This is a genomic window from Streptoalloteichus tenebrarius, from assembly GCF_024171885.1.
GTDB lineage: Bacteria > Actinomycetota > Actinomycetes > Mycobacteriales > Pseudonocardiaceae > Streptoalloteichus > Streptoalloteichus tenebrarius.
In genome coordinates, this window is record NZ_JAMTCP010000023.1 from 14,275 (window position 1) to 36,069 (window position 21,795).

Genomic DNA, 21,795 nt, shown 5'->3' on the forward strand with positions numbered 1-21,795 from the left:
GCCTGTCAAGGCTTTCGCTCGTGCGGGGGACGGGGTTATCCACAGGTGTGCTGGTTGTCCACAGGTTTGTGTGATCACCTTCGCGGTGGGGTGCGGAGCGGATAGGCTGGAGCAGGGCTCGCCCCCCAGGGCGGGTGGGGGCTGTCCTCTGGTGAATGTGCTCCCCGGCGCACGGGAGTGGTGAACCGTTTTCTGTGTGGTGTCAACCCTTTCGCCGGTTTGGGCGACGTGGTTGTCCACAGGGGCCTGAGTTGTCCACAGCGGACCGATGTGACCTTTCGGCGTGGGGTGGTTGTCGGCAGGCTGGAGCGGGGCTCGCCCCCCCAGGGCGGGTGGGGGCTGCACTCTGGTGAGGGGTGTGGTCGGGGGGAGTGGTGGTCAGCCCAGACAGGTCGTGACCAGCACGGCCGTGGTCGCGACCTCGCAGCCCGCCCCCAGGACGTCCCCGGTGATCCCGCCGAAGCGGCGCGTCGCGTGCCAGGTGAGCAGTGTGACCAGTCCGGCCGCCGCCAGCACGGCCAGCGGCCCCTGCCACGGCCGTTCCGGCACGGCGGCCGTCCCGAGCGCCGCCAACACCAGCCACCACGCCACCGGCACGAGCGTCGGCTGCGAGCCCGCGACCAGCGCGCCCATGCCCTCGGGCCGCGCCGCCGGCACACCCCGGCGGCAGCACCAGGCGAACGCCGCCCGTCCCGCGGCCACCGCCAGCACCACCGCGGCCCACCGGCCGTCCTCAGCCAGCGCGGCCAGCGCGCTCGCCTGCGCCCCCAACACCAGGACCAGCGCCACGACCGCGAACGGCCCGGCGCCACCGTCCTTCATCACCGCGAGCGCCCGCTCGGGCGGCCCGTAGCAGCCCAGCCCGTCCACGACGTCGGCCAGCCCGTCGACGTGCATGCCCCTGGTGAGCAGCACCAGCAGGCCCAGCACCGCGAACCCGGACACCAGCCCCGGCGCGCCCGCCGCCCGCGCCCCGGCCAGCGCCGCGGCGCCCAGACCCCCCACCAGGGCCCCGACGAGGGGCGCCAGCGCGATCGCGCGCCGGCAGACGTCCCGGTCGAACCGCCCGGCGGGGACGGGGAGCACGGTGAGCCAGGTCAGCGCCAGCCGCAGTCCGTGCACCGCCGACCCGCTCAGCCCTCGGCGGAGGCGGCCAGCTCGGACGGCCGGTCGCTCACCCCGGCGTCCTCGAACGTGGCCATCTCGGCGAGCACCCGCACGGCCATCGAGAGCAGCGGCAGCGCCGCCACCGCCCCGGAGCCCTCGCCCAGCCGCATGTCCATCTCCAGCAGGGGCTTCAGGTCCAGGTGCTCCAACACCATCGCGTGCGCCGGCTCCACGGAGCGGTGCCCCGCGACCCACCAGTCCCTGGCCCCGGGCGCCAGCTCCTCGGCGATCAGCGCCGCCGCGCCGACCACGACGCCGTCCAGCACGACCGGCGTGCGGCGCACGGCCGCCTGCGCCAGGAAACCGGCCATCGCGGCGATGTCGGCCCCGGAGGAGGTGCGCAGCAGCGCCACCGGGTCGTGCACGACCCGGCGGGCCCGTCGCAGCGCGTCGCGGATCGCGGCGCACTTGCGCATCCAGCCCTCGTCGTCGACCCCGGTGCCCCTGCCGATCACCGCGACCGGCTCGGCTCCGGTCAGCGCGGCGACCAGCACGGCCGACGGGGTGGTGTTGCCGATGCCCATGTCCCCGGCCACCAGCAGGTCGGCTCCGCCGTCGACCTCCTCGTCGGCGATCGCCCTGCCGGCCGCGACCGCGGCCAGCACCTCGGCCTCGGTGAGCGCGTCCTCGCGGTCGATCGAGCCGGAGCCGCGCCGCACCTTGTGCGCGCGCACCTCCTCGGGCGTGTCGGCGTCCACGGCGAGGTCCACCACGCGCACGCCGGCGCCCGCCGCGTCGGCCAGCACGTTGACGGCCGCGCCGCCGGCGAGGAAGTTGGCCACCATCTGGCCGGTGACCTCGCTGGGGTAGGCGGACACCCCGTGCCGGGCCACGCCGTGGTCCCCGGCGAACACGACGACCCTCGGCCGGGCCAGCGGGCGCGGCGGGCACAGGCCCTGGCACGCCGCCAGCCACACGCCCAGCTCCTCGATGCGGCCGAGCGAGCCGGTGGGCTTGGTCAGCCGGCCGTGCCGGGCCAGGGCCGCGGCCCGGACCTCGGCGTCCGGCGGGGCGATCGGGGGGAACGCGACCAGCCCCCGGTCCACCAGGCTCCCCGTCGTGTCCCGGGCCGGGGCCTCAGCGACCACCGGGGCGGGCCGCGCCGCCTGGCCCGACGTCGCCGCGTCGACCTCGCCGTCGGGCGTCTCGGAAGAAGGCATCCCGTACCTCCGTGCTCCACCGCCGCGCAACGTCAGCGGGATTCCCGCGACGAGCAACAGGACCTCGTCGCACTCGTCGGCCAGCGCGGCGTTGAGCGCGCCGAGCTCGTCCCGGAAGAGCCTGCCAGAGCGGGTCGACGGCACCACGCCGAGCCCGACCTCGGCCGACACCAGCACGACGCGCGCCGGGCAGTCGCGGACCGCGCCCACCAGCTCGGCGCACCGCCCGCGCACCCGGTCCAGCCCCGAGCCCTCCCACGCGCCGGCGTCGTCCATCTCGCCGGTCAGCCAGGTCGCGACGTCGTCCACGAGGTACGGGCCGTCGCCGGGCGCCGCGGCGCGCAGCAGGGCCGCCACGTCGGCGGTCTCCACCGTCCGCCAGCCCTCGGGCCGGCGGCGCACATGGTCCTCGACCCGGGCGCGCCACTCGGCGTCGTCGCCGTCCACGCGGGCGGTGGCCACGTAGACCACGGACTCCTCCGCCGCGACCAGGCCCTCGGCGTGCGCCGACTTGCCGGAGCGTGCGCCACCGAGTACGAGAGTGCGCTGCGCCACTCCGACCTCCTTGATCGACCTTCCTGGGTCATCCACCGGCGGGACAACGCTACCGTTTGGCCACGCGGTGGAAGGGAGCCCGAGGTGGTCTACCGGTGGCGTTACCAGGACTCGGCGGGCGGCGAGGTCATCGGGCCGGACGAGCGGTTCGACGACCAGGCCTCGGCCGAGCTGTGGCTGGAGGACAACTGGCCGGACCTGCTCGACGGCGGCGTGGAGCAGGTGACGTTGCTGCACAACGACGCCGAGGTCTACGGGCCGATGAGCCTGAACCCGCCGGGGGAGTAGCCCGACGTGCGGAGGGGGTGGCCACCGGTGTTCCGGTGACCACCCCCTCAGTGTGTTCGCCGCGCGCTCGGAGGCGTCAGGGCGAGACGGTGAGCCGCGGGTCGTACTCCACGACGCCGTCCAGCACCTCGTCGATGCGGCGCAGGACCTCCTCGTCCAGCTTCACGCCGGCGGCCTTGACGTTCTCGGTGACCTGCTCCGGGCGGGACGCGCCGATGATCGCCGAGGCCACGTTCGGGTTCTGGAGCACCCACGCCACCGCGAGCTGCGCCAGCGACAGGCCGCACTCCTCGGCGATGGGCCGCAGCCGCTGCACGCGGGTGAGGACGTCGTCGGTGAGGAACCGGGAGATGAAGTTCTTCCCGGACTCGTCGGTGGCCCGCGAGCCGGCCGGCGCCGGCTGGCCCGGCAGGTACTTGCCGGTGAGCACGCCCTGGGCGATCGGCGACCAGACGATCTGGCTCATGCCCTCGCGCTCGGAGGCCGGGATCACCTGGGACTCGATGACCCGCCACAGCATCGAGTACTGCGGCTGGTTCGAGACGAACGGGACCTTCAGCTCGCGGGCGAGCGCCGCGCCGCGGGTGATCTCCTCGGCGGTCCACTCCGAGACGCCGACGTAGAGCACCTTGCCCTGCCGCACCAGGTCGGCGAAGGCGAGCATCGTCTCCTCCAGCGGCACGGTGCGGTCGAACCGGTGCGCCTGGTAGAGATCGACGTAGTCGGTCTGGAGGCGGCGCAGCGAGGCGTTGCAGGACTCCATGATGTGCTTGCGCCCCAGGCCGCGGTCGTTCTCCCCGGGCCCGGTCGGCCAGAAGACCTTGGTGAAGATCTCCAAGCCCTCGCGGCGCTGGCCACGCAGGGCCCGGCCGAGCACGGACTCGGCCTTGGTCTGCGCGTAGACGTCGGCGGTGTCGAAGGTCGTGATGCCGGCGTCCAGCGCGGCGTTGACGCACGCGGTGGCCTGCTCCTCCTCGACCTGGGAGCCGTGGGTGAGCCAGTTGCCGTAGGAGATCGCGCTGACGGACAGGCCGCTGCGGCCGAGACGACGGAATTCCATGTGGCGATCCTAGGTCCTTAGCTGGGCGAAGGACCTGGGGCCGGTCGGGGGGAGCCGGTCAGGGCTGGTCGCCGTAGGTGACCCTCGGACGCGGGACCCGCAGCTTGCGAAGCTGGGTCGCCCTGGTGAAGGCGTACCAGCCCAGGGAGAGGCCGCGGTCCGTGGCGTCGGGGAAGCGCTGCCGCACCTTCTTGGTCACCTGGCGGCCCAGCAGGATGCCCTCGAAGATCATCGCCAGCATCATGAACATCACCACGATGCTCGCGTACTGCTGCACCTGCACCGACGGCACCAGCAGGGCCACGAAGACCAGCACGGCCATCGGCATGAACAGGCCGACCAGGTTCCGGCGCGAGTCCACCAGGTCGCGGACGTAGGCCCGCACCGGGCCGCGGTCGCGGGGCAGCAGGTAACGGTCGTCGCCGGCCATCATCCGCTCGCGGCGCTCCGCGGCGGCCTTGCGGCGCTCCTCCTTGTTGCCGCGCATCCGCCGCATCGCCTCACGCTGGCTGCGCGGAGGGGGCGGAACAGGGCCGCGGCGCCGGTTCTCGGCCTCCCGGCGCTTCGGCGTCGGACGGCCCTTGCCCGGGGTACGCCCCTTGGCGTGCTCCTTCGCGTCCTCGTTCGCCGACGCCACCTCGGCACTGCTCTGGGTGGCCTCGGTGTCGTCGGTCTGGCTGCGGCGAAGGAACCTCACGCCCAACAGAGTAGGACAAGGGCGTTTCGTGCCCCGTTGCCGTCCTCCACCCGCTCCGCGCGGTCCGGCGCGCCGTCGCCCGGAGCCGGCGAACAGGCATGGGGTGGGGAACCGCTCGCCTGCGGTCGCGCCACCCGCTCGGCGGGAGGCCGCTCGGACGCCGACGAGCGGGAACCTGTCATGTGGTGGCGGACCGCTCGCCCTGCGTGCGCGCTGGTCCAGGCCTGGACCCGGCTCGGCGTCGCGGGTGGTTGGTGATCGCGGGGAGGGTGGCTTCGAGGGATCGAGGGGGAGGGTGGCTTCGAGGGGTGGGCAGTCGCCGCGCGGTAGCCCGTCATGACCGTCCGAGGCCGCGCCAAGCAGGCCCGTCGTCCCTGTGTCGAGGCCGCGCCAGGCAGGGGAGCTGGCCTGGCGCCGACCGGGTCGGCGGAGGCGGTCGCGAGGCCTCCGAATGAGGGTGACGACCGCTCACGACGTGACCGGGCGCCTGGTCGCGGTCGAGGAGCGCTGGCCCACCCGCCGGCACCCGGGCTGCGCGGGCTGCCCACGCTGCCGGACAGCGGAGCCGGTGAGCTGTCGTCGCGCCCCGGGGGGGCCGTCAGCCCGGCCGGAGGGAGGTTCGGAGGACCGCCGGGACGAACCAGACCGGCGGCGGGCGGGGACGGCTGTCACAGCGGTCGGGAGCGGGCTCGGGGTGTGCCACCATGGGGACGGGACTTGCAGTCCGGGAGAACCCGGGAATAAGCCCGACCGCCGGCGGTGTTGCCGCGAGGAGAACGGGCGCACACCTCGAGGGAGAGCCATGACCGTCGAGAACACCACGGCGACCACGACCGAGGCGCCGACCCACGGTGTCGAGCTGAGCGAGGCCGCCGCGAGCAAGGCCAAGGCCCTGCTCGAGCAGGAGGGCCGGGACGACATGTTCCTGCGCATCGCCGTCCAGCCCGGCGGGTGCGCCGGCCTGCGCTACCAGCTCTTCTTCGACGAGCGCACCCTGGACGGAGACGCGTTCCGCGACTTCGGCGGCCTGAAGGTCGTCGTGGACAGGATGAGCGCGCCGTACGTGCAGGGCGCGGTGATCGACTTCGTCGACACCATCGAGAAGCAGGGCTTCACCATCGACAACCCGAACGCCACGGGCTCCTGCGCCTGCGGCGACTCGTTCCACTGATCGACTGATCGGTTCGCTGGTCGGCACGACGGTCGCACCCGACCGCGTGCGACCGGGCACGGTCCGCACGGGTCCGCGCGCGGCGGCGTGACGCCGTCGGCGCGAACCGCCGTGGCACCGTGCTCGGTGTGAGAAGACCCTCGGCGCCCGTGAGCCTCGGCTCACGGGCGCCGTCGCGTTCACGGGGCTGTTGGCTCACGGGGACGGTCGTGTTCGTGGGCTGAGGCGTTCGCGCGGCTGACGCGTTCGCGGGACTGACGCGTTCATGAGGGCGGCCCGGCCCACCCGGGGCCGCCATGCGTCGCCGACACCACGCGTCGCCGACACCGTGCGTCACCGACGCCGGGCGGACCTCCTCGGGCCGACCACTCCGGCCAACCACTCCTCGCGATCGGCCGTTCGTCGCTGACCAGGGCGTTCGCCGGCGTGGCGCGGCCGGGACACCCGGGGAGGCCATCCGGCCCAGCGGCGCGCGTGAGTTGACGTTGTGTGGGGTGATCGCCCCGCGTCGCCGGCGCCGGCGGGTAATCTCCGGCGCTGTCCGAAGCTGTGATCCGCCCACCCGCGAGGAGCGGGCAACACGCGTCCGAAGGGTGGGGGGACACCGCACCCAGGGACCACCGCCACGAGGGAGAACACCGTGCCTGTCGCCGTCACCGGCAGCATCGCCACCGACCACCTCATGCACTTCCCCGGGCGGTTCGCCGAGCAGCTCGTCGCCGAGCGGCTCGACCGCGTCTCGCTGAGCTTCCTGGTCGACGACCTCGTCGTCCGGCGTGGCGGCATCGGCGCCAACATCGCCTTCGGCATGGGCGTGCTCGGGGCCCGCCCCCTGCTGGTCGGCGCGGTCGGCGCGGACTTCGCCGACTACCGCTCCTGGCTGGAGCGCCACGGCGTCGACTGCTCCGGCGTGCACGTCTCCGAGATGGCGCACACCGCCCGCTTCGTCTGCACCACCGACGACGAGATGTGCCAGATCGCCTCGTTCTACGCCGGCGCCATGGCCGAGGCCAGGCAGATCGAGCTCCAGCCGCTCGCCGAGCGGTTCGGCGGCCTGGACCTGGTGCTGATCAGCCCGAACGACCCGGAGGCCATGCTCCGCCACGCCGAGGAGTCCCGGCAGCGCGGCTACACCTTCGCGGTCGACCCCTCGCAGCAGCTCGCCAGGATGGACGGCGAGCAGGTGCGCCAGTTCGTGGACGGCGCGGCCTACCTGTTCAGCAACGACTACGAGTGGGAGCTGTTGCTGCGCAAGACCGGCTGGACCGAGGAGCAGGTGCTGGAGCGGGTGGGCATGCGCGTCACCACGCTCGGCGAGAAGGGCGTGGAGATCGTCGGCCGTGACGTGGCGCCGTTGCACGTGGCCGCGGTGCCCGAGGTCGCCAAGGTCGACCCGACCGGGGTGGGCGACGGCTTCCGCTCCGGGTTCCTGGCCGGCCTGGTCGGCGGGCTGTCCCTGGAGCGGTCCGCGCAGCTCGGCTCCCTGATCGCCGTGCTGGTCCTGGAGACCGTCGGCCCGCAGGAGTGGACCTTCGACCGCGAGGTCGCCCTCCGTCGCATCCGCGGCGCCTTCGGCGACGCCGCGGCCGACGAGATCGCCCCTCTCCTGCCGGCCTGAGCCCCGACCTCCCTCGGGCCGGTCACCATCGGTGAGCGGCCTGGGGTGGCGCGTCCGCGACGGCGATCGCTCGCCGGGAACGTGCCGTCGGGGGCAACCCTCCAGTGGAGCACACGGGACTGACGCTCCAGGCTGGCTTCACCTGTCCGGGGCGGGAGTTATCCACACCCACCGGAGCTGTCCACAGCCGGTCATGATCCGCTTGGCCGGGTCGTGCCGCGCCGATAGGCTGGTCGCGGGGCTCGCCCCCCGGGACGGGTGGGGGCTGACCTGCGGGAAGGGTGAAGATCCGGTGGCGGGGCGGCGCCCGTGGACGGGAGTGGGCACCTGACCCCGCGGACGCCTGACCCCGCGGACACGCCCGACCTCGCGGACACTCGCCTCGCGGAACGGGCGGCACGCCGCCCGTTGCCGCCCTCGCCTCTCGCCTCTCGCGCCTCGTGGCCGATGTCGGTGGCCCGGGGTGTCGCCCGAGTCAGGAACCCCGAGAGACGACGAGGCCCGGGAGCGACGGATCGCTCCCGGGCCTCCTCATGCCGTCTCGGTCAGAGCTTCACCGGGTACTGCGGCTCCGGGACCTCCGGACGCAGCCGGCGCTCGACGAAGATGCCGTGCCACAACATGAAGACCAGCAGCGCCCAGATCCGGCGGCTGTGGTCCCGCACGTCGGTGCGGTGCTCCTCCAGCACCTGGAGCACGGCGTTCTTGTCGATCAGGTGGTCGGTCTGCGACTGGATCACGATGTCCCGCGCCCAGTCGTACATCTCGTCCTTGAGCCAGTGCCGGATCGGCACGGGGAAGCCGAGCTTCTTGCGGTTCAGCACGTGCGGCGGCACGATCTCGCGCAGCGCGCGCCGGAGCGCGAACTTCGTCGTCTCCTTGGTGATCTTGAGGTTGTACGGGATCTGCGAGGCCACCCGGAACACCTCCGGGTCCAGGAACGGCACCCGCAGCTCCAGCGAGTTGGCCATGGTCATCTTGTCGGCCTTGACCAGGATGTCGCCACGCAGCCACGTGTAGAGGTCGACGTGCTGCATCCGCGCCACCGGGTCCCAGCCGCGCGACTCGCGGTACGGCCGCGCCGTCACGTCCTGGTGCGTCACCCTCGGGTCGTAGGTGCGCAGCACCCGCCGCAGCTCGTCCTCCATGAAGATCCGGGCGTTGCCGTAGTACCGCTGCTCCAGCGTCAACGCCCCCCGGCGCAGCAGGTCCTTGCCGCGCACGCCGTGCGGGATGCGCTCCGACACCTTGCCCATCACCTGGCGCAGCGCGCCGGGGACCTTCTCGAACGGCGCCAGCGACAGCGGCTCGCGGTAGATCGTGTAGCCGCCGAACAGCTCGTCGGCGCCCTCACCGGACAGCACCGCCTTGCAGTACTGCCGCGCCTCGCGCGCGACGTAGTACAGCGGCACCAGGGACGGGTCGGCCACCGGGTCGTCGAGGTACCAGACGATGAGCGGCAGCGCGTCCATCATCTCCTGCGGCGACACCGTCTTGACCACGTGCTTCACGCCGATCGCGGCGGCGGTCTCGGCGGCGACGTCGACCTCCGAGTACCCCTGCCGCTCGAAGCCGGTCGTGAACGCGATCAGGTCGGGGTTGTGCTCCTTGGCCAGGCAGGCCGTCGCGCTGGAGTCGATGCCGCCCGACAGGAACGCGCCGACGGTGACGTCGGCCCGCATGTGCTTGGCCACCGAGTCGCGCAGCACCTCGGCGATCTCGTGGTACAGCCGCGAGGCGTCCGCGTCGCCGTGCACCGGGCGCGGGCGGAAGGTCGGGGAGAAGTACCGCTCGGTGACCACGTGGCCACCCGGCGACACCGTGAACGACGTGCCCGACTCGATCCGGCGGATGCCCGTGTGCAGGGTCTCCGGCTCCGGCACGTACTGGAGGATCATGTAGTGCTGGAGCGCGGTGCGGTCCAGCTCGGGCTTCAGCCCCAGCGCCTCGCCCAGGTGCAGCAGGCTCTTCTTCTCGCTGGAGAAGGCCACGCCGTTCGGGCCGGCCGCGTAGAACAGCGGCTTGATGCCGAACGGGTCGCGCGCGCCGAAGATCACACGCTTCTCCGCGTCCCAGATCAGGAACGCGAACATGCCGCGCAGCCGCCCCACCATGGACGGGCCCAGGTAGTGGTACGCGGCGACGATCGCCTCGGTGTCGCCGTCGGTGGCGAACTGGGCGCCGTGCTTCTCGATCAGCTCGGCCCGCAGCTCCAGGTAGTTGTAGATCTCACCGTTGAAGATGATCGTGTAGCGACCGTCGGCGTAGTGCAACGGCTGGTGCGAGTGCTCCAGGTCGATGAACGCCAGCCGGTTGAACCCGAACACCACCTCGTTCTGGTGCCAGGTGTCGCTCTCGTCGGGCCCGCGGTGCCGCTGGCACCGCATCGCCCCGGCGACAGCCGACCGGGCCGTCGCGGCGTCGCTCGTGGTGGGGCTAACCAGTCCAAGTAGGCCGCACACGCGTCTACCGCACCTTCCGTTCCGTCTCCCTGGTCGGCTTCCGGCCGTCAGGCTCGGGCACTTCCCTGGTGGCCCAGTATGCCCGTCGACGCGCTCCCGCCCCCGGTGGCGGTGCGACCGGCCGCGGGGCGCGCGCCGCCGGGAAACCACTCGACGGAGTGATGTACACGGCACCCTTTGTGAATCACCCCCGAGCGGTAGCGCCGCTGTTGCTGGGCTACGCTTCCCCGCGACTCCGGCGGTGTGCCGTCACCGCACGTCGGTGCCCACGGACGGGGACCGGCGGCGATCGACCGACGACCGCCGCGAGGAGTGCGGATCAGTCAGCGAGGAGGCGTCGAGCAGTGGGCCTGAAGGTGGGCACCCGGGCAGCGCGGCTGGCCAAGATCTCCGGCCTTGTCGGCCTGGTTGGCGTGGCGGCCACGGGCTGCTCCGCGGAGGAGGTCCTGCGCTTCGGATGGCCGCAGAGCGTCACTCCGCAGGCCGAGCGGATGCGCGATCTGTGGACCTGGTCGGTCGTCGCCGCGCTCGTGGTCGGCGTGATCGTGTGGGCGCTGATCCTCTGGCCGGTGGTCTTCCACCGCAAGAAGTCGGAGGAGATGCCGCGGCAGACCCAGTACAACCTGCCGCTGGAGTTCATCTACACCGCCCTTCCCCTGGTCATCGTCGTCGTGCTGTTCTACTTCACGGCGACCACCCAGACCTTCGTCCTTGACAAGGAGAAGGAGCCGAACACCACGGTCGACGTGGTGTCGTTCAAGTGGAACTGGGAGTTCAGCTACCCGGGCTACAAGACGCCGGACGGCAGCCCGGTCAGGACCGTCGGCACCAGCCAGGAGATCCCGCTGCTGGTCGTGCCGGCCAACGAGGTCGTGCGGTACCAGTTGTCGTCCAAGGACGTCATCCACTCGTTCTTCGTGCCGCAGTGGCACTTCAAGCGGGACACGCTGCCCCGGCCGGAGAAGAACAGCCAGGACAACGTCTTCCAGAACACGATCGACCGCGAGGGCTCCTTCGTGGGGCGGTGCGCCGAACTCTGCGGCACGTACCACTCGATGATGAACTTCGAGGTGCGGGCGCTGTCCCCGGACAAGTTCAAGAGCTACATGGACCTGCGGACCAGGAACAACCCGCAGACCGGCAAGCCCTACACCGCCGCGGAGGCGCTGACCGCGATGAACTGCGGTGAGCTGTGCGCCCCGCAGGCGGTCACCACCAAGCCGTTCGACACCAACCGCACCGTCCGCGAAGCGTCCGGCACGGGCCGCTGACGACAGACGGCAGAACGTAGCGGCGACGGACGGCGAGAGCGAGGACAGCAACCATGAAGGTCGAAGCGCGGCTCTTCGAGGTCATCACGGTCTTCTTCTTCGGGGCGGCGATCGTCTACGGGTTCCTGGCCAAGGAGCCCGTGGGCATCACCGCGATCACCCTCACCGGTGGCCTGTCGCTGATCATCGGCACCTACTTCCGGTTCGTCGCCCGCCGTGTGGAGACGCGGCCGGAGGACAACCCGGACGCCGAGATCAGCGACGGCGCGGGCGAGCTGGGCTTCTTCAGCCCCGGCAGCTACTGGCCGGTCGGCCTGGCCGCCGCCGCGGCGCTGGGCGGGGTCGCGGTCGCCTTCTTCCACGTCTGGATGCTCGTGATCGCGGTCCCCGTCATCCTGATCATGGTCGCCGGCCTGGTGTTCGAGTACCACGTGGGCCCCGGCCACGAGTGAGTTCGGCGACCCGAGAGTCGCGCGAGAGGGGCGGCACCCGTTCGGGTGCCGCCCCTCTCGTTCGTCCGCCCCGTCCCGCCGTCCCCTGTGGACTGTCGGGGCGTCCCGCCGGAGGGCACCCTGACATCGCGTGGGCTCACGCCCGGTCGCGGGACCTCCCTCGCGTCCTCCGGGCGGGCAGCTTGTGGCCGACCGCGGCCGCGAGCACCGCGACCATGCCCGCGCCCTCCGCGACCCCCACGCGGTGGCCGTACAGGACCACGTCGAAGACCAGCGCCACGGCCGGGTAGAGGAACGACAGCACCGCCACGGTCGCCGTGGACAGCCGGCCGATGCTGGCGAACATCAACACGTACATGAGCGCGGTGTGCACGACACCGAGCAGCGCGAGCCAACCCCAACCCGCCCCGAGCGGCGGCAGGGGAGCGAACAGCAGCGTCGGCGCGAGCAGCACCGCCCCCACGCAGCACTGGACGGCCGCGAGCACCTCCGGCCGGACGTGCGCCTGCCGCTTCGCCACCAGGGCCCAACCCGCGTACAGCAGGGCCGCGCCCAACGCCATGGCGACGCCGTCCAGCCCGACCCGGCCGCCGCCGACGCCCTGCCCGCCCAGCGCGATCAACGCCACACCGCAGAAGGCCACCGCACCGAACCCGAGGTCCCTGCGGGCGACCCGCTCCCCGAGCACCGCCACCGCCAGACCGAGCAGCAGGAACGGCTGCGTGTGGTAGACGACGGTGGCCACGGACAAGGACGCCCTGCCGTAGGCGGCGAACAACAGCACCCAGTTGCCCACCAGCAACACCGCGCCGAGCGCCGCCAGCCCGAGGTCGTGCCCGCCCAGCGGCAGCCGTCCCGGCCGCAGCCAACCCCGCGCCGCGCACCACAGCACGAGCAACAGGCCGCCGACGAGGCACCGGGCGAAGGCCACGGTGAACGGGGCCGCGCCGGACTCGGTCACGGCGACGCCGATCGTGCCCGACAGGACCATCGCCGCGGTCCACCGCGCCAGCGCCGCGCGCTGTGCCCGGCGCTGCCCGTCGGGTTGTCCCTCGCGGCGCGCGGGGGAGTGCCCGGGGGAGCGCCCAGGGGACTGCCCAGGGGCCTGGCCAGGGGCCTGGCCATTGGACTGTCCAAGGTGGACAGTGCTCGTTGGTGTGTTCCCGTCGGTGGTGCTCGCTGTCATGCGGACACCGTGCCCCGCCGGGCGCGCGATCCGTGAGGGCGGAAACGACACCGACCGCGAAACTTCCGACACCTAGGCTGGCGGCGTGCCTGATCTGCGCGTGGACCGGGTGGCCGTCGTCCTGGAGGGCGCGGTGTCCCCCTTCGAGTTGGGCGTGGCGTGCGAGGTGTTCGGCACCGACCGGGGCCCCGACGGCATCCCCGGCTGGGAGTTCGCCGTGTGCTCGCCGAACGCCGAACCGGTGCGCAGCTCCTCCGGCTTCACCCTCCAGGACCTGGCGCCCCTCGACGTCGCCGGCGCCGCCGACCTCGTCATCGTCCCGATCTGCGCCGACCGCGCCGCCGGCCCGTCCGACCAGGTGCGGACCCTGCTGCGCGACACCGTGGAGCGCGGCGCGATGGTCGCCGGCTTCTGCACCGGGGTGTTCGCCCTCGGCCACGCCGGCCTGCTCGACGACCGCGACTGCACGGCGCACTGGGTGTACGAGGCCCAGTTCCGCCAGCTCTTCCCGGCCGCCCGACTGGACCCCTCGGCCCTCTACGTCGCCGACGGCCCGGTGGTGACCAGCGCCGGGACCGTGGCCGCCGTCGACCTGTGCCTGCACCTGGTGCGCCGCACGCGCGGGGCGGAGGCGGCGTCCGCCCTGGCCCGCCGCATGGTGGCCGCGCCCCACCGCGAGGGCGGACAGGCCCAGTTCGTGTCAGCGCCGCTGCCCAGGACCGAGGACCACCTGCTCACCGAGCTGATGGAGTGGGTGGAGCGCCGCCTCGACCAGCCGCTCACCGTGGCCGAGCTGGCCCACAGGGCCGGGCTGGGGGAGCGGACCTTCCTCCGGCGGTTCACCGCCGCCACCGGCACCACCCCGCATCGCTGGCTCACCCAGCGGCGGCTGGAACGCGCGATGCGGCTGCTGGAGCGCACCGCGCTGACGCTGGACGAGATCGCGGTCACGTGCGGCTACGGCTCGGCGGCATCCCTGCGCCACCAGTTCGCGCGGAGACTCGGCACGAGCCCCAGCGCGTACCGCAGGGCCTTCCAGATCGCGTCCTGACGGCCCGCGGCGGGGTGGTCCGACACCCAGGGCCGCCCTGGGTCATGGGAGCCGCCAGAAGCGAAACGGGCCAGAAGTGAGCCAGAAGTGCGATGAAGGGCCCAGCCGCACGTCGCCGGCCGTGTTCACGGAAAGGAGCCCGTGTTCGCGGGAAGGAGGACGTGCGGGACGAGTGCCGCTCAGCCGAGTTCGGCGCGCAGCCTGGTGGACACCGAGGCCCACCGGTCGAGCAGGGTCGCCGCCGCGCCGGAGTCGACCGCCTCGGCGGCCCGGTCGAGCCCCGCCCGCAGGTCCTCGGTCAGGTCCTCGCCGAAACCCCGGTGCGCCGCCAGCGCGCCCGCCGCGTTGAGCAGCACGGCGTCCCTGACCGGCCCCGGCTTGCCGGCCACCAGCTCCCGCACCACCTCGGCGTTCACCTCGGCGTCCCCGCCGAGCAGGTCCTCGGGGTCGGCCGGGGCCACGCCGAGGTCCGCGGCGTCGACGACCGCCCGCCGCACCTCGCCGTCCCGCACCACCCACGCGGTGGTCGTGCTGGTCGTGGTGATCTCGTCCAGCCCGTCGTCGCCGCGCACCAGGAGCACGCTCGCGCCCCTGGACGCGAACACCTCGGCCATCACCGGCGCCATCCGGGTGTCGGCGCACCCGATCAGGCCGACCTCGGCCCCGGCCGGGTTGGTCAGTGGGCCGAGGAAGTTGAACGCCGTGGGGATGCCCAGCTCGCGGCGCGGCCCCGCCGCGTGCCGCATCGCGGGGTGGAAGACCGGCGCGAAACAGAACCCGATGCCCAGCTCGTCGACGCAGCGGCGCACGCCCTCCGGCGGGAGGTCGATCGCCACGCCCAGCGCCTCCAGCACGTCCGCCGTCCCGCACTTGGACGAGGCGGCGCGGTTGCCGTGCTTGACCACGGGGGCGCCGGCCGCCGCGGCCACCAGGGCGGCCATCGTGGAGATGTTCACGGTGCCCGCGCGGTCGCCGCCGGTGCCGACGACGTCCACCGCGCGGACGTCCAGCTCCACCCGGCGGGCGTGCCGCAGCATCGCGGCGGCCATGCCGCCGACCTCGTCCGCGGTCTCGCCCTTGGCCCGCAGCGCGACCGCGAACCCGGCGACCTGGGCTGGCGTGGCCACCCCGGACATCACCTGGTCCATCGCCCACGCGGTGTCCGCCGAGGAGAGGTCCTCCCCGTTCACGAGCCGGCCCAGCAACGAGGACCAGCCCCTGGCGGGCGTCCTTCCCCCGGTGGTGGAGCGGGCCGCTGGGGACGTCCGGTCAGCCATGTCGCCGCCTCAGCCGCGCAGGGCTGGCGACCGGTGCGACCGCAGCACCTCGGCCACGGTCTCGGCGGCGGCCAGCGGGTCAAGGGGGTGCACGATCACGGCGTCGGCCTGCGACCAGGTGGCCAGCCACCGGTCGTCCGCGCGCCGCACCGCCACCACGATCGGAGGGCAGTCCGCCAGCTCGTTCTTGAGCTGGCGGGACAGCCCCATGCCCCCGGTGGGCTGCGCCTCGCCGTCCAGGATCGCCAGGTCGACCCCGCCGGCGTCGACGACGCCCAGCACCTCGGCGATCGTCGCGGCCTCGACGTAGCGCACCCTGCCGAGATCGGCGGCCGGGCGCCGCCCCACGGCGGTGATGATCGCCTCACGCACCTCGGGCCGGTGGCTGAACACCAGGATCGTCAGCGTCTCCGTGCTCATACGGCGCCTCCCGCTCTGGGCTGTCGGGCCGTTGGATGCTATCGGTCCGCACCGGGGAGTTGTAGTGCGTCCCAGCCACTGGCGTCGCCGCCGAGCCGTTGCGCCAGGCTGGCCATGCGCGACCGCTCCTGGGCGCAGTGGAGCGCGTCCAGCTTCTGCACGCGCACCGCGACCAACCGGACCAGGTCCCCGGCGGCCCCTGTCGTCTCACCCGCGCCCGTCTCACCCGTGCCCGCCGCGCGGGCGCGCGCGTGGTCGGGACGGTCGGGGCGGTCAGGAGCCGCGTCCGTCCCGGATGGACGGTCGCCCGGCGGCCGGCCCTCACCCCGTCCGGGGAGGCCGTCGCCGTCGTCGCCGGCACGGTCCCGCTCCGGGACCTCGTCCAGCCGCCACCCGTCCTGGGCGAGCAGTTCCCTCGCCCGCGCCACCGCCCCGGCCGGCAACGTCAGGTGGTGCCGCAGCACCGCGGGTTCCTCGGCCCGCCACCCCGTGGCGCGGGCCAGCGCGGCCGACGCCGCCTCGGCGTCGTCGAAGGCCGTCACCACCACCACGAGCGCGGGGTCGTCGACGTCGAGCTGCGGCGATCGCCCGGCTCGCCAGCGATCCCGCAACCGGCCCAGCAGTCCCACGGTGTCCCGCTCCGTTCCGCTCCGTCACTCACGCTCTGTGACGCCCCGCACGATCACCCGCCACGGTCGGACCCGACCGGGCGGCCTGGATATCCGCAAGCCATAATGCGTCGCGTGACAACGGCAGCGCCCTCCATCGGCCAGCGCGTGCACTCGCTGAACCGGCCCAACATGGTCAGCGTCGGCACCATCGTCTGGCTGTCCAGCGAGCTGATGTTCTTCGCCGGGCTGTTCGCCATGTTCTTCACGGTGAAGGCCCAGAACGAGGGCCACTGGCCGCCGGAGCCGACCGAGCTGAACCTGGCGTACGCCCTCCCGTTCACGATCATCCTGGTGGCGTCCTCGTTCACCTGCCAGTGGGGCGTGTTCAAGGCGGAGCAGGGTGACGTCTTCGGGCTGCGGCTCTGGTACACGATCACGCTGGTGCTCGGCCTCATCTTCGTGGCCGGCCAGGCTGGCGAGTACTACCAGATGGTCACCCACCACGGGACGACGATCTCCTCGTCGGCCTACGGCACGGTGTTCTACCTGACCACTGGGTTCCACGGCCTGCACGTCATCGGCGGCCTCATCGCGTTCGTGTACCTGCTCGTCCGGACGAAGCTGAGCAAGTTCACGCCGGCCCAGGCCACCGCCGCGATCGTCGTGTCGTACTACTGGCACTTCGTCGACATCGTGTGGATCGGCCTGTTCGCCACCATCTACCTGGTTCCCTGAGCCCTCGGCGCGTCCGAGCCCGAACTCGACCAGCAAGGGTTGCCGCACACCATGACCACCAACAAGCAACGGACCCGCCCGCGCTCAAAGCTGCGGCGGCGGGTCGCCGGCCTGCTCGCGCTGGGCATCGCGTTGCTCAGCGCGGGCGCGCTGTACGCCGTGTTCACCCCGCAGCCGCAGATGGCCAACGCTGCCGAGGACCCCGCGCTGATCCGGCAGGGTGAGCAGATCTACAACACGTCCTGCATCAGCTGCCACGGCGCGAACCTCCAGGGCGAGAAGGACCGGGGCACGAGCCTGATCGGCGTCGGCGGCGCCGCGGTCTACTTCCAGGTCTCCTCCGGCCGGATGCCCATGGTCCGCCAGGAGGCGCAGGCCGAGCGCAAGCCGGCCAAGTTCAACCCGGAGGAGATCGACGCGCTCGTCGCGTTCGTGCAGTCCCGGGGCGGCGGCCCCGCGCGCCCCGAGGAGCGCGGCGAGGCGCTGCGCGGCGCCGACCCGGCGCGCGGCGGCGAGCTGTTCCGCCTGAACTGCGCCTCCTGCCACAACTTCACCGGCCGCGGCGGCGCGCTGTCCTCCGGCAAGTTCGCCCCGACGCTGGACGGCGTGACCGAGGACCAGCTCTACACGGCCATGCTGACCGGCCCGCAGAACATGCCGAAGTTCTCCGACCGGCAGCTCTCGCCGGAGGAGAAGAAGGACATCATCGCCTACGTCAAGTCGGTCACCGACGGCCGCAACAACCCGGGCGGCAACGCCCTGGGCGGCTACGGTCCTGGCCCCGAGGGCCTGATCGCGTGGATCGTGGGCATCGCCGCGCTGGTCGGCGTGACCCTGTGGATCGGGAGCAAGGCATGAGCGAGCAGCGCAAGGACCTGCCCGGCGAGGCAGAGCTCGCCGACATGAGCCGCGACGACCTGGTCAAGCTCGGCACCAACCTCGACGGCGTGGAGCTGGTGCACTACGCCGACCGGTGGCCGGTGAAGGGCACCAGGGCCGAGCGGCGCGCGGAGCGCGGCGTGGCCGCGTGGTTCATCCTGTCCGGGCTGGCCGGCCTGGCGTTCGTCGGCGTCTACCTGTTCTGGCCGTGGCGCTACAAGGGGCCGTTCACCGACGGCGAGCTGCTCTACTCGCTCTACACCCCGATGCTCGGCCTGACCCTGGGCGTGTGCATCCTCGCCCTGGGCATCGGCGTGCTGGCGCACGCGAAGCGCTTCTTCAACGAGGAGATCGCGGTCCAGCAGCGGCACGACGGCCCGTCCGACGCGGTCGACCAGAAGACCATCGGCGCGCTGCTCGGCGACGCGGCCGCGACCACCGGCCTCGGCCGGCGGTCGATGATCAAGCGGTCGGTCGGCTTCGCCGGCGGCATGTTCGCCGTGGGCGCCGGTCTGTTCACCCTGGGCGGCCTGGTCCGCGACCCGTGGAAGACCGACGACAAGGACTCGCTGTGGCACACCGGCTGGAAGCCGGAGAACGGCGAGAAGATCTACCTGCGTCGCGACACCGGCGACCCGCACGAGGTCGTGCTGGTGCGGCCGGAGGACCTCGACGCCGGCGGCTTCGAGACGGTGTTCCCGTTCCGTGAGTCCGAGCGCAACGACCCGGAGAAGCTGCTCAAGGCCCTCCGCCGGTCGGACAACCCGGTCATGCTGATCCGGCTGCGGCCGAACCAGCAGGTCGTCAAGCGCAAGGGCCAGGAGGACTTCAACTACGGCGACTACTACGCCTACTCGAAGATCTGCACCCACCTCGGCTGCCCGACCTCGCTGTACGAGCAGCAGACGGGCCGCCTCCTGTGCCCGTGCCACCAGTCGCAGTTCGACGTGTTCACCTACGGCAAGCCGATGTTCGGCCCTGCGACGCGCGCGCTGCCGCAGCTTCCGATCACGGTGGACGAGGACGGGTACTTCGTCGCCCGCGGCGACTTCATCGAGCCGATCGGTCCTGGCTTCTGGGAGCGCAAGTCATGAGTGCCATCACCACGCCTGCCAAGGCGTCGGGCGGCCGTGTGGTCAACGCCGCGAGGGAGGCGGACGAGCGCTTCCGCATGGCGGCGGGGCTGCGTCGGCAGTTCAACAAGGTGTTCCCGACGCACTGGTCGTTCATGCTGGGCGAGATCGCCCTGTACAGCTTCGTCGTCCTGCTGCTGTCGGGCATCTACCTGACGCTGTTCTTCGACCCGTCGATGGCCGAGGTCCAGTACCAGGGCCCGTTCGACAACCTGCGCGGCGTGCACATGTCGCGGGCGTTCGAGTCCTCGCTGCACATCTCGTTCGAGGTGCGGGGCGGCCTGTTCGCGCGGCAGCTCCACCACTGGGCGGCGCTGCTGTTCATGGCCTCGCTCGTCGCGCACATGTTCCGCGTGTTCTTCACCGGCGCGTTCCGCAAGCCGCGTGAGATCAACTGGCTGATCGGCGTGCTGCTGTTCATCGTCGGCATGTTCGAGGGCTTCACCGGCTACTCGCTGCCCGACGACCTGCTGTCCGGCACCGGTCTGCGGATCATGTCCGGCATCGTGCTGTCCGTGCCGGTCCTGGGCACCTGGGTGCACTGGGCGCTGTTCGGCGGCGAGTTCCCGGGCACCGAGATCATCCCGCGGCTCTACACGGTGCACATCCTGCTGCTGCCGGGCATCATCCTGGCGCTGGTGGCGGCGCACCTGGCGATCGTCTGGTACCAGAAGCACACCCAGTTCCCCGGCGTGGGCCGCAAGGAGACCAACGTCGTCGGCGTCCGGATCATGCCGGTCTTCGCCGCCAAGGCGGGCGCGTTCTTCTTCGTCACCCTCGGCGTGCTGGTGCTGATGGCGGGTCTGTTCCAGATCAACCCGATCTGGAACATCGGCCCGTACAACGCGGCCCAGGTGTCCGCGGCGACCCAGCCCGACTGGTACGTGGCCTGGTCGGACGGCTTCCTGCGGCTGTGGCCGGCGTGGGAGGTCTACCTCGGCAACTGGATGATCCCGGCGACCTTCTTCCCGGCCGTCGGCGGCATGACGTTCGTCTTCGTGATGGCGTTGGCCTACCCGGCGATCGAGCGGAAGCTCACCAAGGACACCGCGCACCACAACCTGCTCCAGCGGCCGCGCGACGTCCCGGTCCGCACCGGCCTGGGCATGATGGCCATCGCCTTCATCGGCGTCGGCATGGTGTCGGCGTTCAACGACATCATCGCGGACAAGTTCAACATCTCGCTGAACGCGATGACCTGGGCCGGCCGCATCGGCCTGCTCCTGCTGCCGCCGATCGCGTACTACTTCACGTACCGCGTGTGCATCGGCCTCCAGCGGTCGGACCGCGAGGTGCTGGAGCACGGCATCGAGACCGGCATCATCAAGCGCCTGCCGCACGGTGAGTTCATCGAGGTGCACCAGCCGCTGGGCGGCGTGGACGAGCACGGCCACGCGATCCCGCTGGAGTACCAGGGCGCCTCGGTGCCGAAGAAGATGAACAAGCTCGGTTCGGCCGGTCACCCGGTGCGGGGCAGCTTCCTGCGCCCCGACCCGCCGGAGGAGACCGTGGCGCTGGACCGCGCCCGGCACGAGCAGGAGGCCGGCAAGGAGCGCCTGGGCGCCGAGGGTGTGGAGCCCCCGGTCGGGCACAAGGAGCTGACCTCCGAGTCCCAGCACTGACCGGCACCGCTGTCACGTCACGACGGGGGCCCGGAACCGCCACGGCGGTTCCGGGCCCCCGTGCTTTCTCCGGCCACGTCGCGGCGTCCGCTGTGGTCCTGTGCCTCCTGGGCACTGGTTCCCGGTCTCAGGCTTCTGGCGGCCCTGGAAGGAGCTGGGACGGTGAAGGCCGCTCGCTGAGGGTGTGAGGGTGCGCCGCCGCGCGCGGGCGGCTCGGCGTCTCTGACGGGTCGTTCAGGGCCGGCTGCTGGTGCGAATGGAACTGGGAGCGGGCCTTCGGCTTCCCGCGCCGTGACGGAGTCCACAAAGGACAGACGTCGTTGGGCGCGCGAGGGCACGTCCCCTGACGGGAGGGTTCTCGCCGTCTCCCATCCCAACGGGCGAAGCACACGTCCCTGTTCTGTCAGACCTGCGTGCGATGGTGGAAATGGGGGGGTTCCACCCCTAGACCACACAGGAATAGACAACACACGGCGAGGGCACGCCGCAGCGCGCCGCACTCACCTGTTGATCTTTCGAGCCGCCCCGTCGAGCTGGCTATCTGCCTTGTGGCCCCGCACCCAGTCGTCGCCGCGCCGCGCTCGGCGGCAGTCAGCGCAGAAACCCCGGACCGCGCAACAGGAACCGGACAGGACCGGCGCGGCGGGAATTCCTGCCCGAGGCGGACTAGTCGGCGTCGTCCAGACCGATGGCGAACGTCGCCTCGGTGTCGCGCCGCGAGTAGGAGCGGAAGGCGATGTGCGTGTCGGTGCCCATCACGCCGGGAACCTTGCTGATCCGGCCGGGCACCAGGGCGGCGAGCTCCTCGTGCTCGGCGACCCGCACCAGCGCGATGAGGTCGACGTCACCCGCGCACGAGTAGACCTCGGTGACCCCCTCGATGTCCGCGATCGCCTGCGCCGTCTCCGGGATGCGGTCGGCGGCGGCGTGGATCAGCACGATCGCGTTGATCACCTGGGACCTCCTGGGACGGCGGTGTC

Annotated in this window: 20 protein-coding genes and 1 pseudogene; 10 read left to right on the top strand and 11 right to left on the bottom strand. The window is 72.2% G+C overall.

Features of this window, described 5'->3' with window-relative positions; translation table 11 throughout:
• Nucleotides 1-378 precede the first annotated feature (378 nt).
• From LX15_RS18930 to LX15_RS18940, 3 genes and pseudogenes are all read right to left on the bottom strand, one after another.
• Nucleotides 379-1,122 carry an adenosylcobinamide-GDP ribazoletransferase gene (locus LX15_RS18930; protein WP_253670954.1) on the bottom strand — a complete coding sequence of 248 codons (744 nt, stop codon included), beginning with the start codon at nucleotides 1,120-1,122 and terminating at the stop codon, nucleotides 379-381.
• Between the two features lie 11 nt (nucleotides 1,123-1,133).
• Nucleotides 1,134-2,213 (bottom strand): nicotinate-nucleotide--dimethylbenzimidazole phosphoribosyltransferase, encoded by a 1,080-nt coding sequence (gene cobT, locus LX15_RS18935; RefSeq protein WP_253671019.1) that lies wholly within the window; start codon nucleotides 2,211-2,213, stop codon nucleotides 1,134-1,136.
• Nucleotides 2,214-2,366: 153 nt separating this feature from the next.
• A pseudogene (locus LX15_RS18940) lies at nucleotides 2,367-2,918 on the bottom strand (bifunctional adenosylcobinamide kinase/adenosylcobinamide-phosphate guanylyltransferase); the annotation flags it as partial.
• A 48-nt stretch (nucleotides 2,919-2,966) separates the two neighbouring features.
• Here LX15_RS18940 and LX15_RS18945 point away from each other — a divergent pair.
• Nucleotides 2,967-3,170, top strand: coding sequence for a hypothetical protein (locus tag LX15_RS18945; RefSeq protein ID WP_253670955.1), 204 nt, complete (start codon nucleotides 2,967-2,969; stop codon nucleotides 3,168-3,170).
• A 76-nt stretch (nucleotides 3,171-3,246) separates the two neighbouring features.
• Here LX15_RS18945 and LX15_RS18950 read toward each other — a convergent pair whose 3' ends face one another.
• Nucleotides 3,247-4,230, bottom strand: coding sequence for an aldo/keto reductase family protein (locus LX15_RS18950; RefSeq protein WP_253670956.1), 984 nt, complete (start codon nucleotides 4,228-4,230; stop codon nucleotides 3,247-3,249).
• A 58-nt stretch (nucleotides 4,231-4,288) separates the two neighbouring features.
• Nucleotides 4,289-4,927 (bottom strand): DUF3043 domain-containing protein, encoded by a 639-nt coding sequence (locus LX15_RS18955; RefSeq protein ID WP_253670957.1) that lies wholly within the window; start codon nucleotides 4,925-4,927, stop codon nucleotides 4,289-4,291.
• 802 nt (nucleotides 4,928-5,729) lie between these two features.
• Between LX15_RS18955 and LX15_RS18960 the strand changes: the two genes are divergently transcribed.
• Together LX15_RS18960 and LX15_RS18965 are read left to right on the top strand one after the other, a co-directional pair.
• On the top strand, nucleotides 5,730-6,098 hold the full coding sequence (locus LX15_RS18960) for a HesB/IscA family protein (RefSeq protein WP_253670958.1): 369 nt from the start codon (nucleotides 5,730-5,732) through the stop codon (nucleotides 6,096-6,098).
• A gap of 682 nt (nucleotides 6,099-6,780) precedes the next feature.
• A complete protein-coding gene (locus LX15_RS18965) occupies nucleotides 6,781-7,716 on the top strand; it encodes a carbohydrate kinase family protein (protein WP_253671020.1) in 936 nt (311 codons plus the stop codon).
• A 545-nt stretch (nucleotides 7,717-8,261) separates the two neighbouring features.
• On the opposite strand, the gene asnB is transcribed toward LX15_RS18965, so the two are convergent.
• A complete protein-coding gene (asnB, locus tag LX15_RS18970; protein ID WP_253670959.1) occupies nucleotides 8,262-10,178 on the bottom strand; it encodes an asparagine synthase (glutamine-hydrolyzing) in 1,917 nt (638 codons plus the stop codon).
• A gap of 344 nt (nucleotides 10,179-10,522) precedes the next feature.
• Between asnB and ctaC the strand changes: the two genes are divergently transcribed.
• Together ctaC and LX15_RS18980 are read left to right on the top strand one after the other, a co-directional pair.
• Nucleotides 10,523-11,449 (top strand): aa3-type cytochrome oxidase subunit II, encoded by a 927-nt coding sequence (gene ctaC / locus LX15_RS18975; protein WP_253670960.1) that lies wholly within the window; start codon nucleotides 10,523-10,525, stop codon nucleotides 11,447-11,449.
• Between the two features lie 53 nt (nucleotides 11,450-11,502).
• On the top strand, nucleotides 11,503-11,901 hold the full coding sequence (locus LX15_RS18980; RefSeq protein WP_253670961.1) for a cytochrome c oxidase subunit 4: 399 nt from the start codon (nucleotides 11,503-11,505) through the stop codon (nucleotides 11,899-11,901).
• A gap of 136 nt (nucleotides 11,902-12,037) precedes the next feature.
• Here the strand turns inward: LX15_RS18980 and LX15_RS18985 are convergent, their stop codons facing one another.
• Complete coding sequence (locus LX15_RS18985) at nucleotides 12,038-13,087, bottom strand: DMT family transporter (protein ID WP_372502754.1); 1,050 nt, start codon at nucleotides 13,085-13,087, stop codon at nucleotides 12,038-12,040.
• Between the two features lie 94 nt (nucleotides 13,088-13,181).
• On the opposite strand from LX15_RS18985, the gene LX15_RS18990 reads away from it, so the two are divergent.
• Complete coding sequence (locus tag LX15_RS18990; protein WP_253671022.1) at nucleotides 13,182-14,138, top strand: GlxA family transcriptional regulator; 957 nt, start codon at nucleotides 13,182-13,184, stop codon at nucleotides 14,136-14,138.
• Nucleotides 14,139-14,317: 179 nt separating this feature from the next.
• Here the strand turns inward: LX15_RS18990 and trpD are convergent, their stop codons facing one another.
• The 3 genes from trpD to LX15_RS19005 are packed head-to-tail and all read right to left on the bottom strand — an operon-like array spanning nucleotide 14,318 to nucleotide 16,446.
• Nucleotides 14,318-15,415: an anthranilate phosphoribosyltransferase gene (trpD, locus tag LX15_RS18995; RefSeq protein ID WP_253670962.1), complete on the bottom strand. Its 1,098-nt coding sequence runs from the start codon at nucleotides 15,413-15,415 to the stop codon at nucleotides 14,318-14,320.
• Between the two features lie 9 nt (nucleotides 15,416-15,424).
• Nucleotides 15,425-15,835: a response regulator gene (locus tag LX15_RS19000; RefSeq protein WP_253670963.1), complete on the bottom strand. Its 411-nt coding sequence runs from the start codon at nucleotides 15,833-15,835 to the stop codon at nucleotides 15,425-15,427.
• A gap of 38 nt (nucleotides 15,836-15,873) precedes the next feature.
• Nucleotides 15,874-16,446 carry a hypothetical protein gene (locus LX15_RS19005; protein ID WP_372502756.1) on the bottom strand — a complete coding sequence of 191 codons (573 nt, stop codon included), beginning with the start codon at nucleotides 16,444-16,446 and terminating at the stop codon, nucleotides 15,874-15,876.
• Between the two features lie 123 nt (nucleotides 16,447-16,569).
• Between LX15_RS19005 and ctaE the strand changes: the two genes are divergently transcribed.
• Genes ctaE through qcrB form a run of 4 tightly spaced genes read left to right on the top strand, consistent with a single transcriptional unit; the run spans nucleotide 16,570 to nucleotide 20,815 of the window.
• Entirely contained in the window at nucleotides 16,570-17,181 is a 612-nt protein-coding gene (ctaE, locus tag LX15_RS19010) for an aa3-type cytochrome oxidase subunit III (protein ID WP_253670964.1), read from the top strand.
• A gap of 51 nt (nucleotides 17,182-17,232) precedes the next feature.
• A complete protein-coding gene (qcrC, locus tag LX15_RS19015) occupies nucleotides 17,233-18,039 on the top strand; it encodes a cytochrome bc1 complex diheme cytochrome c subunit (RefSeq protein ID WP_253670965.1) in 807 nt (268 codons plus the stop codon).
• Nucleotides 18,036-19,154: a cytochrome bc1 complex Rieske iron-sulfur subunit gene (gene qcrA, locus LX15_RS19020; RefSeq protein ID WP_253670966.1), complete on the top strand. Its 1,119-nt coding sequence runs from the start codon at nucleotides 18,036-18,038 to the stop codon at nucleotides 19,152-19,154. Before qcrC ends, qcrA begins: the two co-directional genes overlap by 4 nt.
• Nucleotides 19,151-20,815 (top strand): cytochrome bc1 complex cytochrome b subunit, encoded by a 1,665-nt coding sequence (gene qcrB / locus LX15_RS19025; protein WP_301304866.1) that lies wholly within the window; start codon nucleotides 19,151-19,153, stop codon nucleotides 20,813-20,815. Before qcrA ends, qcrB begins: the two co-directional genes overlap by 4 nt.
• A 666-nt stretch (nucleotides 20,816-21,481) precedes the next feature.
• Here qcrB and LX15_RS19030 read toward each other — a convergent pair.
• The gene (locus LX15_RS19030) at nucleotides 21,482-21,769 is read right to left on the bottom strand and encodes an Lrp/AsnC family transcriptional regulator (RefSeq protein WP_253670967.1); all 288 of its coding nucleotides are present in this window, start codon (nucleotides 21,767-21,769) and stop codon (nucleotides 21,482-21,484) included.
• Nucleotides 21,770-21,795 lie beyond the last annotated feature (26 nt).

Coding starts and splice junctions, on each gene's coding strand:
- LX15_RS18950 (WP_253670956.1), bottom strand. CDS start 4,230: ATGGAATTCCGTCGTCTCGGCCGCAGCGGCCTGTCCGTCAGCGCGATC.
- LX15_RS18960 (WP_253670958.1), top strand. CDS start 5,730: ATGACCGTCGAGAACACCACGGCGACCACGACCGAGGCGCCGACCCAC.
- LX15_RS18965 (WP_253671020.1), top strand. CDS start 6,781: ATGCACTTCCCCGGGCGGTTCGCCGAGCAGCTCGTCGCCGAGCGGCTC.
- LX15_RS18980 (WP_253670961.1), top strand. CDS start 11,503: ATGAAGGTCGAAGCGCGGCTCTTCGAGGTCATCACGGTCTTCTTCTTC.
- LX15_RS18985 (WP_372502754.1), bottom strand. CDS start 13,087: ATGACAGCGAGCACCACCGACGGGAACACACCAACGAGCACTGTCCAC.
- trpD (WP_253670962.1), bottom strand. CDS start 15,415: ATGGCTGACCGGACGTCCCCAGCGGCCCGCTCCACCACCGGGGGAAGG.
- LX15_RS19000 (WP_253670963.1), bottom strand. CDS start 15,835: ATGAGCACGGAGACGCTGACGATCCTGGTGTTCAGCCACCGGCCCGAG.
- ctaE (WP_253670964.1), top strand. CDS start 16,570: ATGCGTCGCGTGACAACGGCAGCGCCCTCCATCGGCCAGCGCGTGCAC.
- qcrC (WP_253670965.1), top strand. CDS start 17,233: ATGACCACCAACAAGCAACGGACCCGCCCGCGCTCAAAGCTGCGGCGG.
- qcrA (WP_253670966.1), top strand. CDS start 18,036: ATGAGCGAGCAGCGCAAGGACCTGCCCGGCGAGGCAGAGCTCGCCGAC.
- qcrB (WP_301304866.1), top strand. CDS start 19,151: ATGAGTGCCATCACCACGCCTGCCAAGGCGTCGGGCGGCCGTGTGGTC.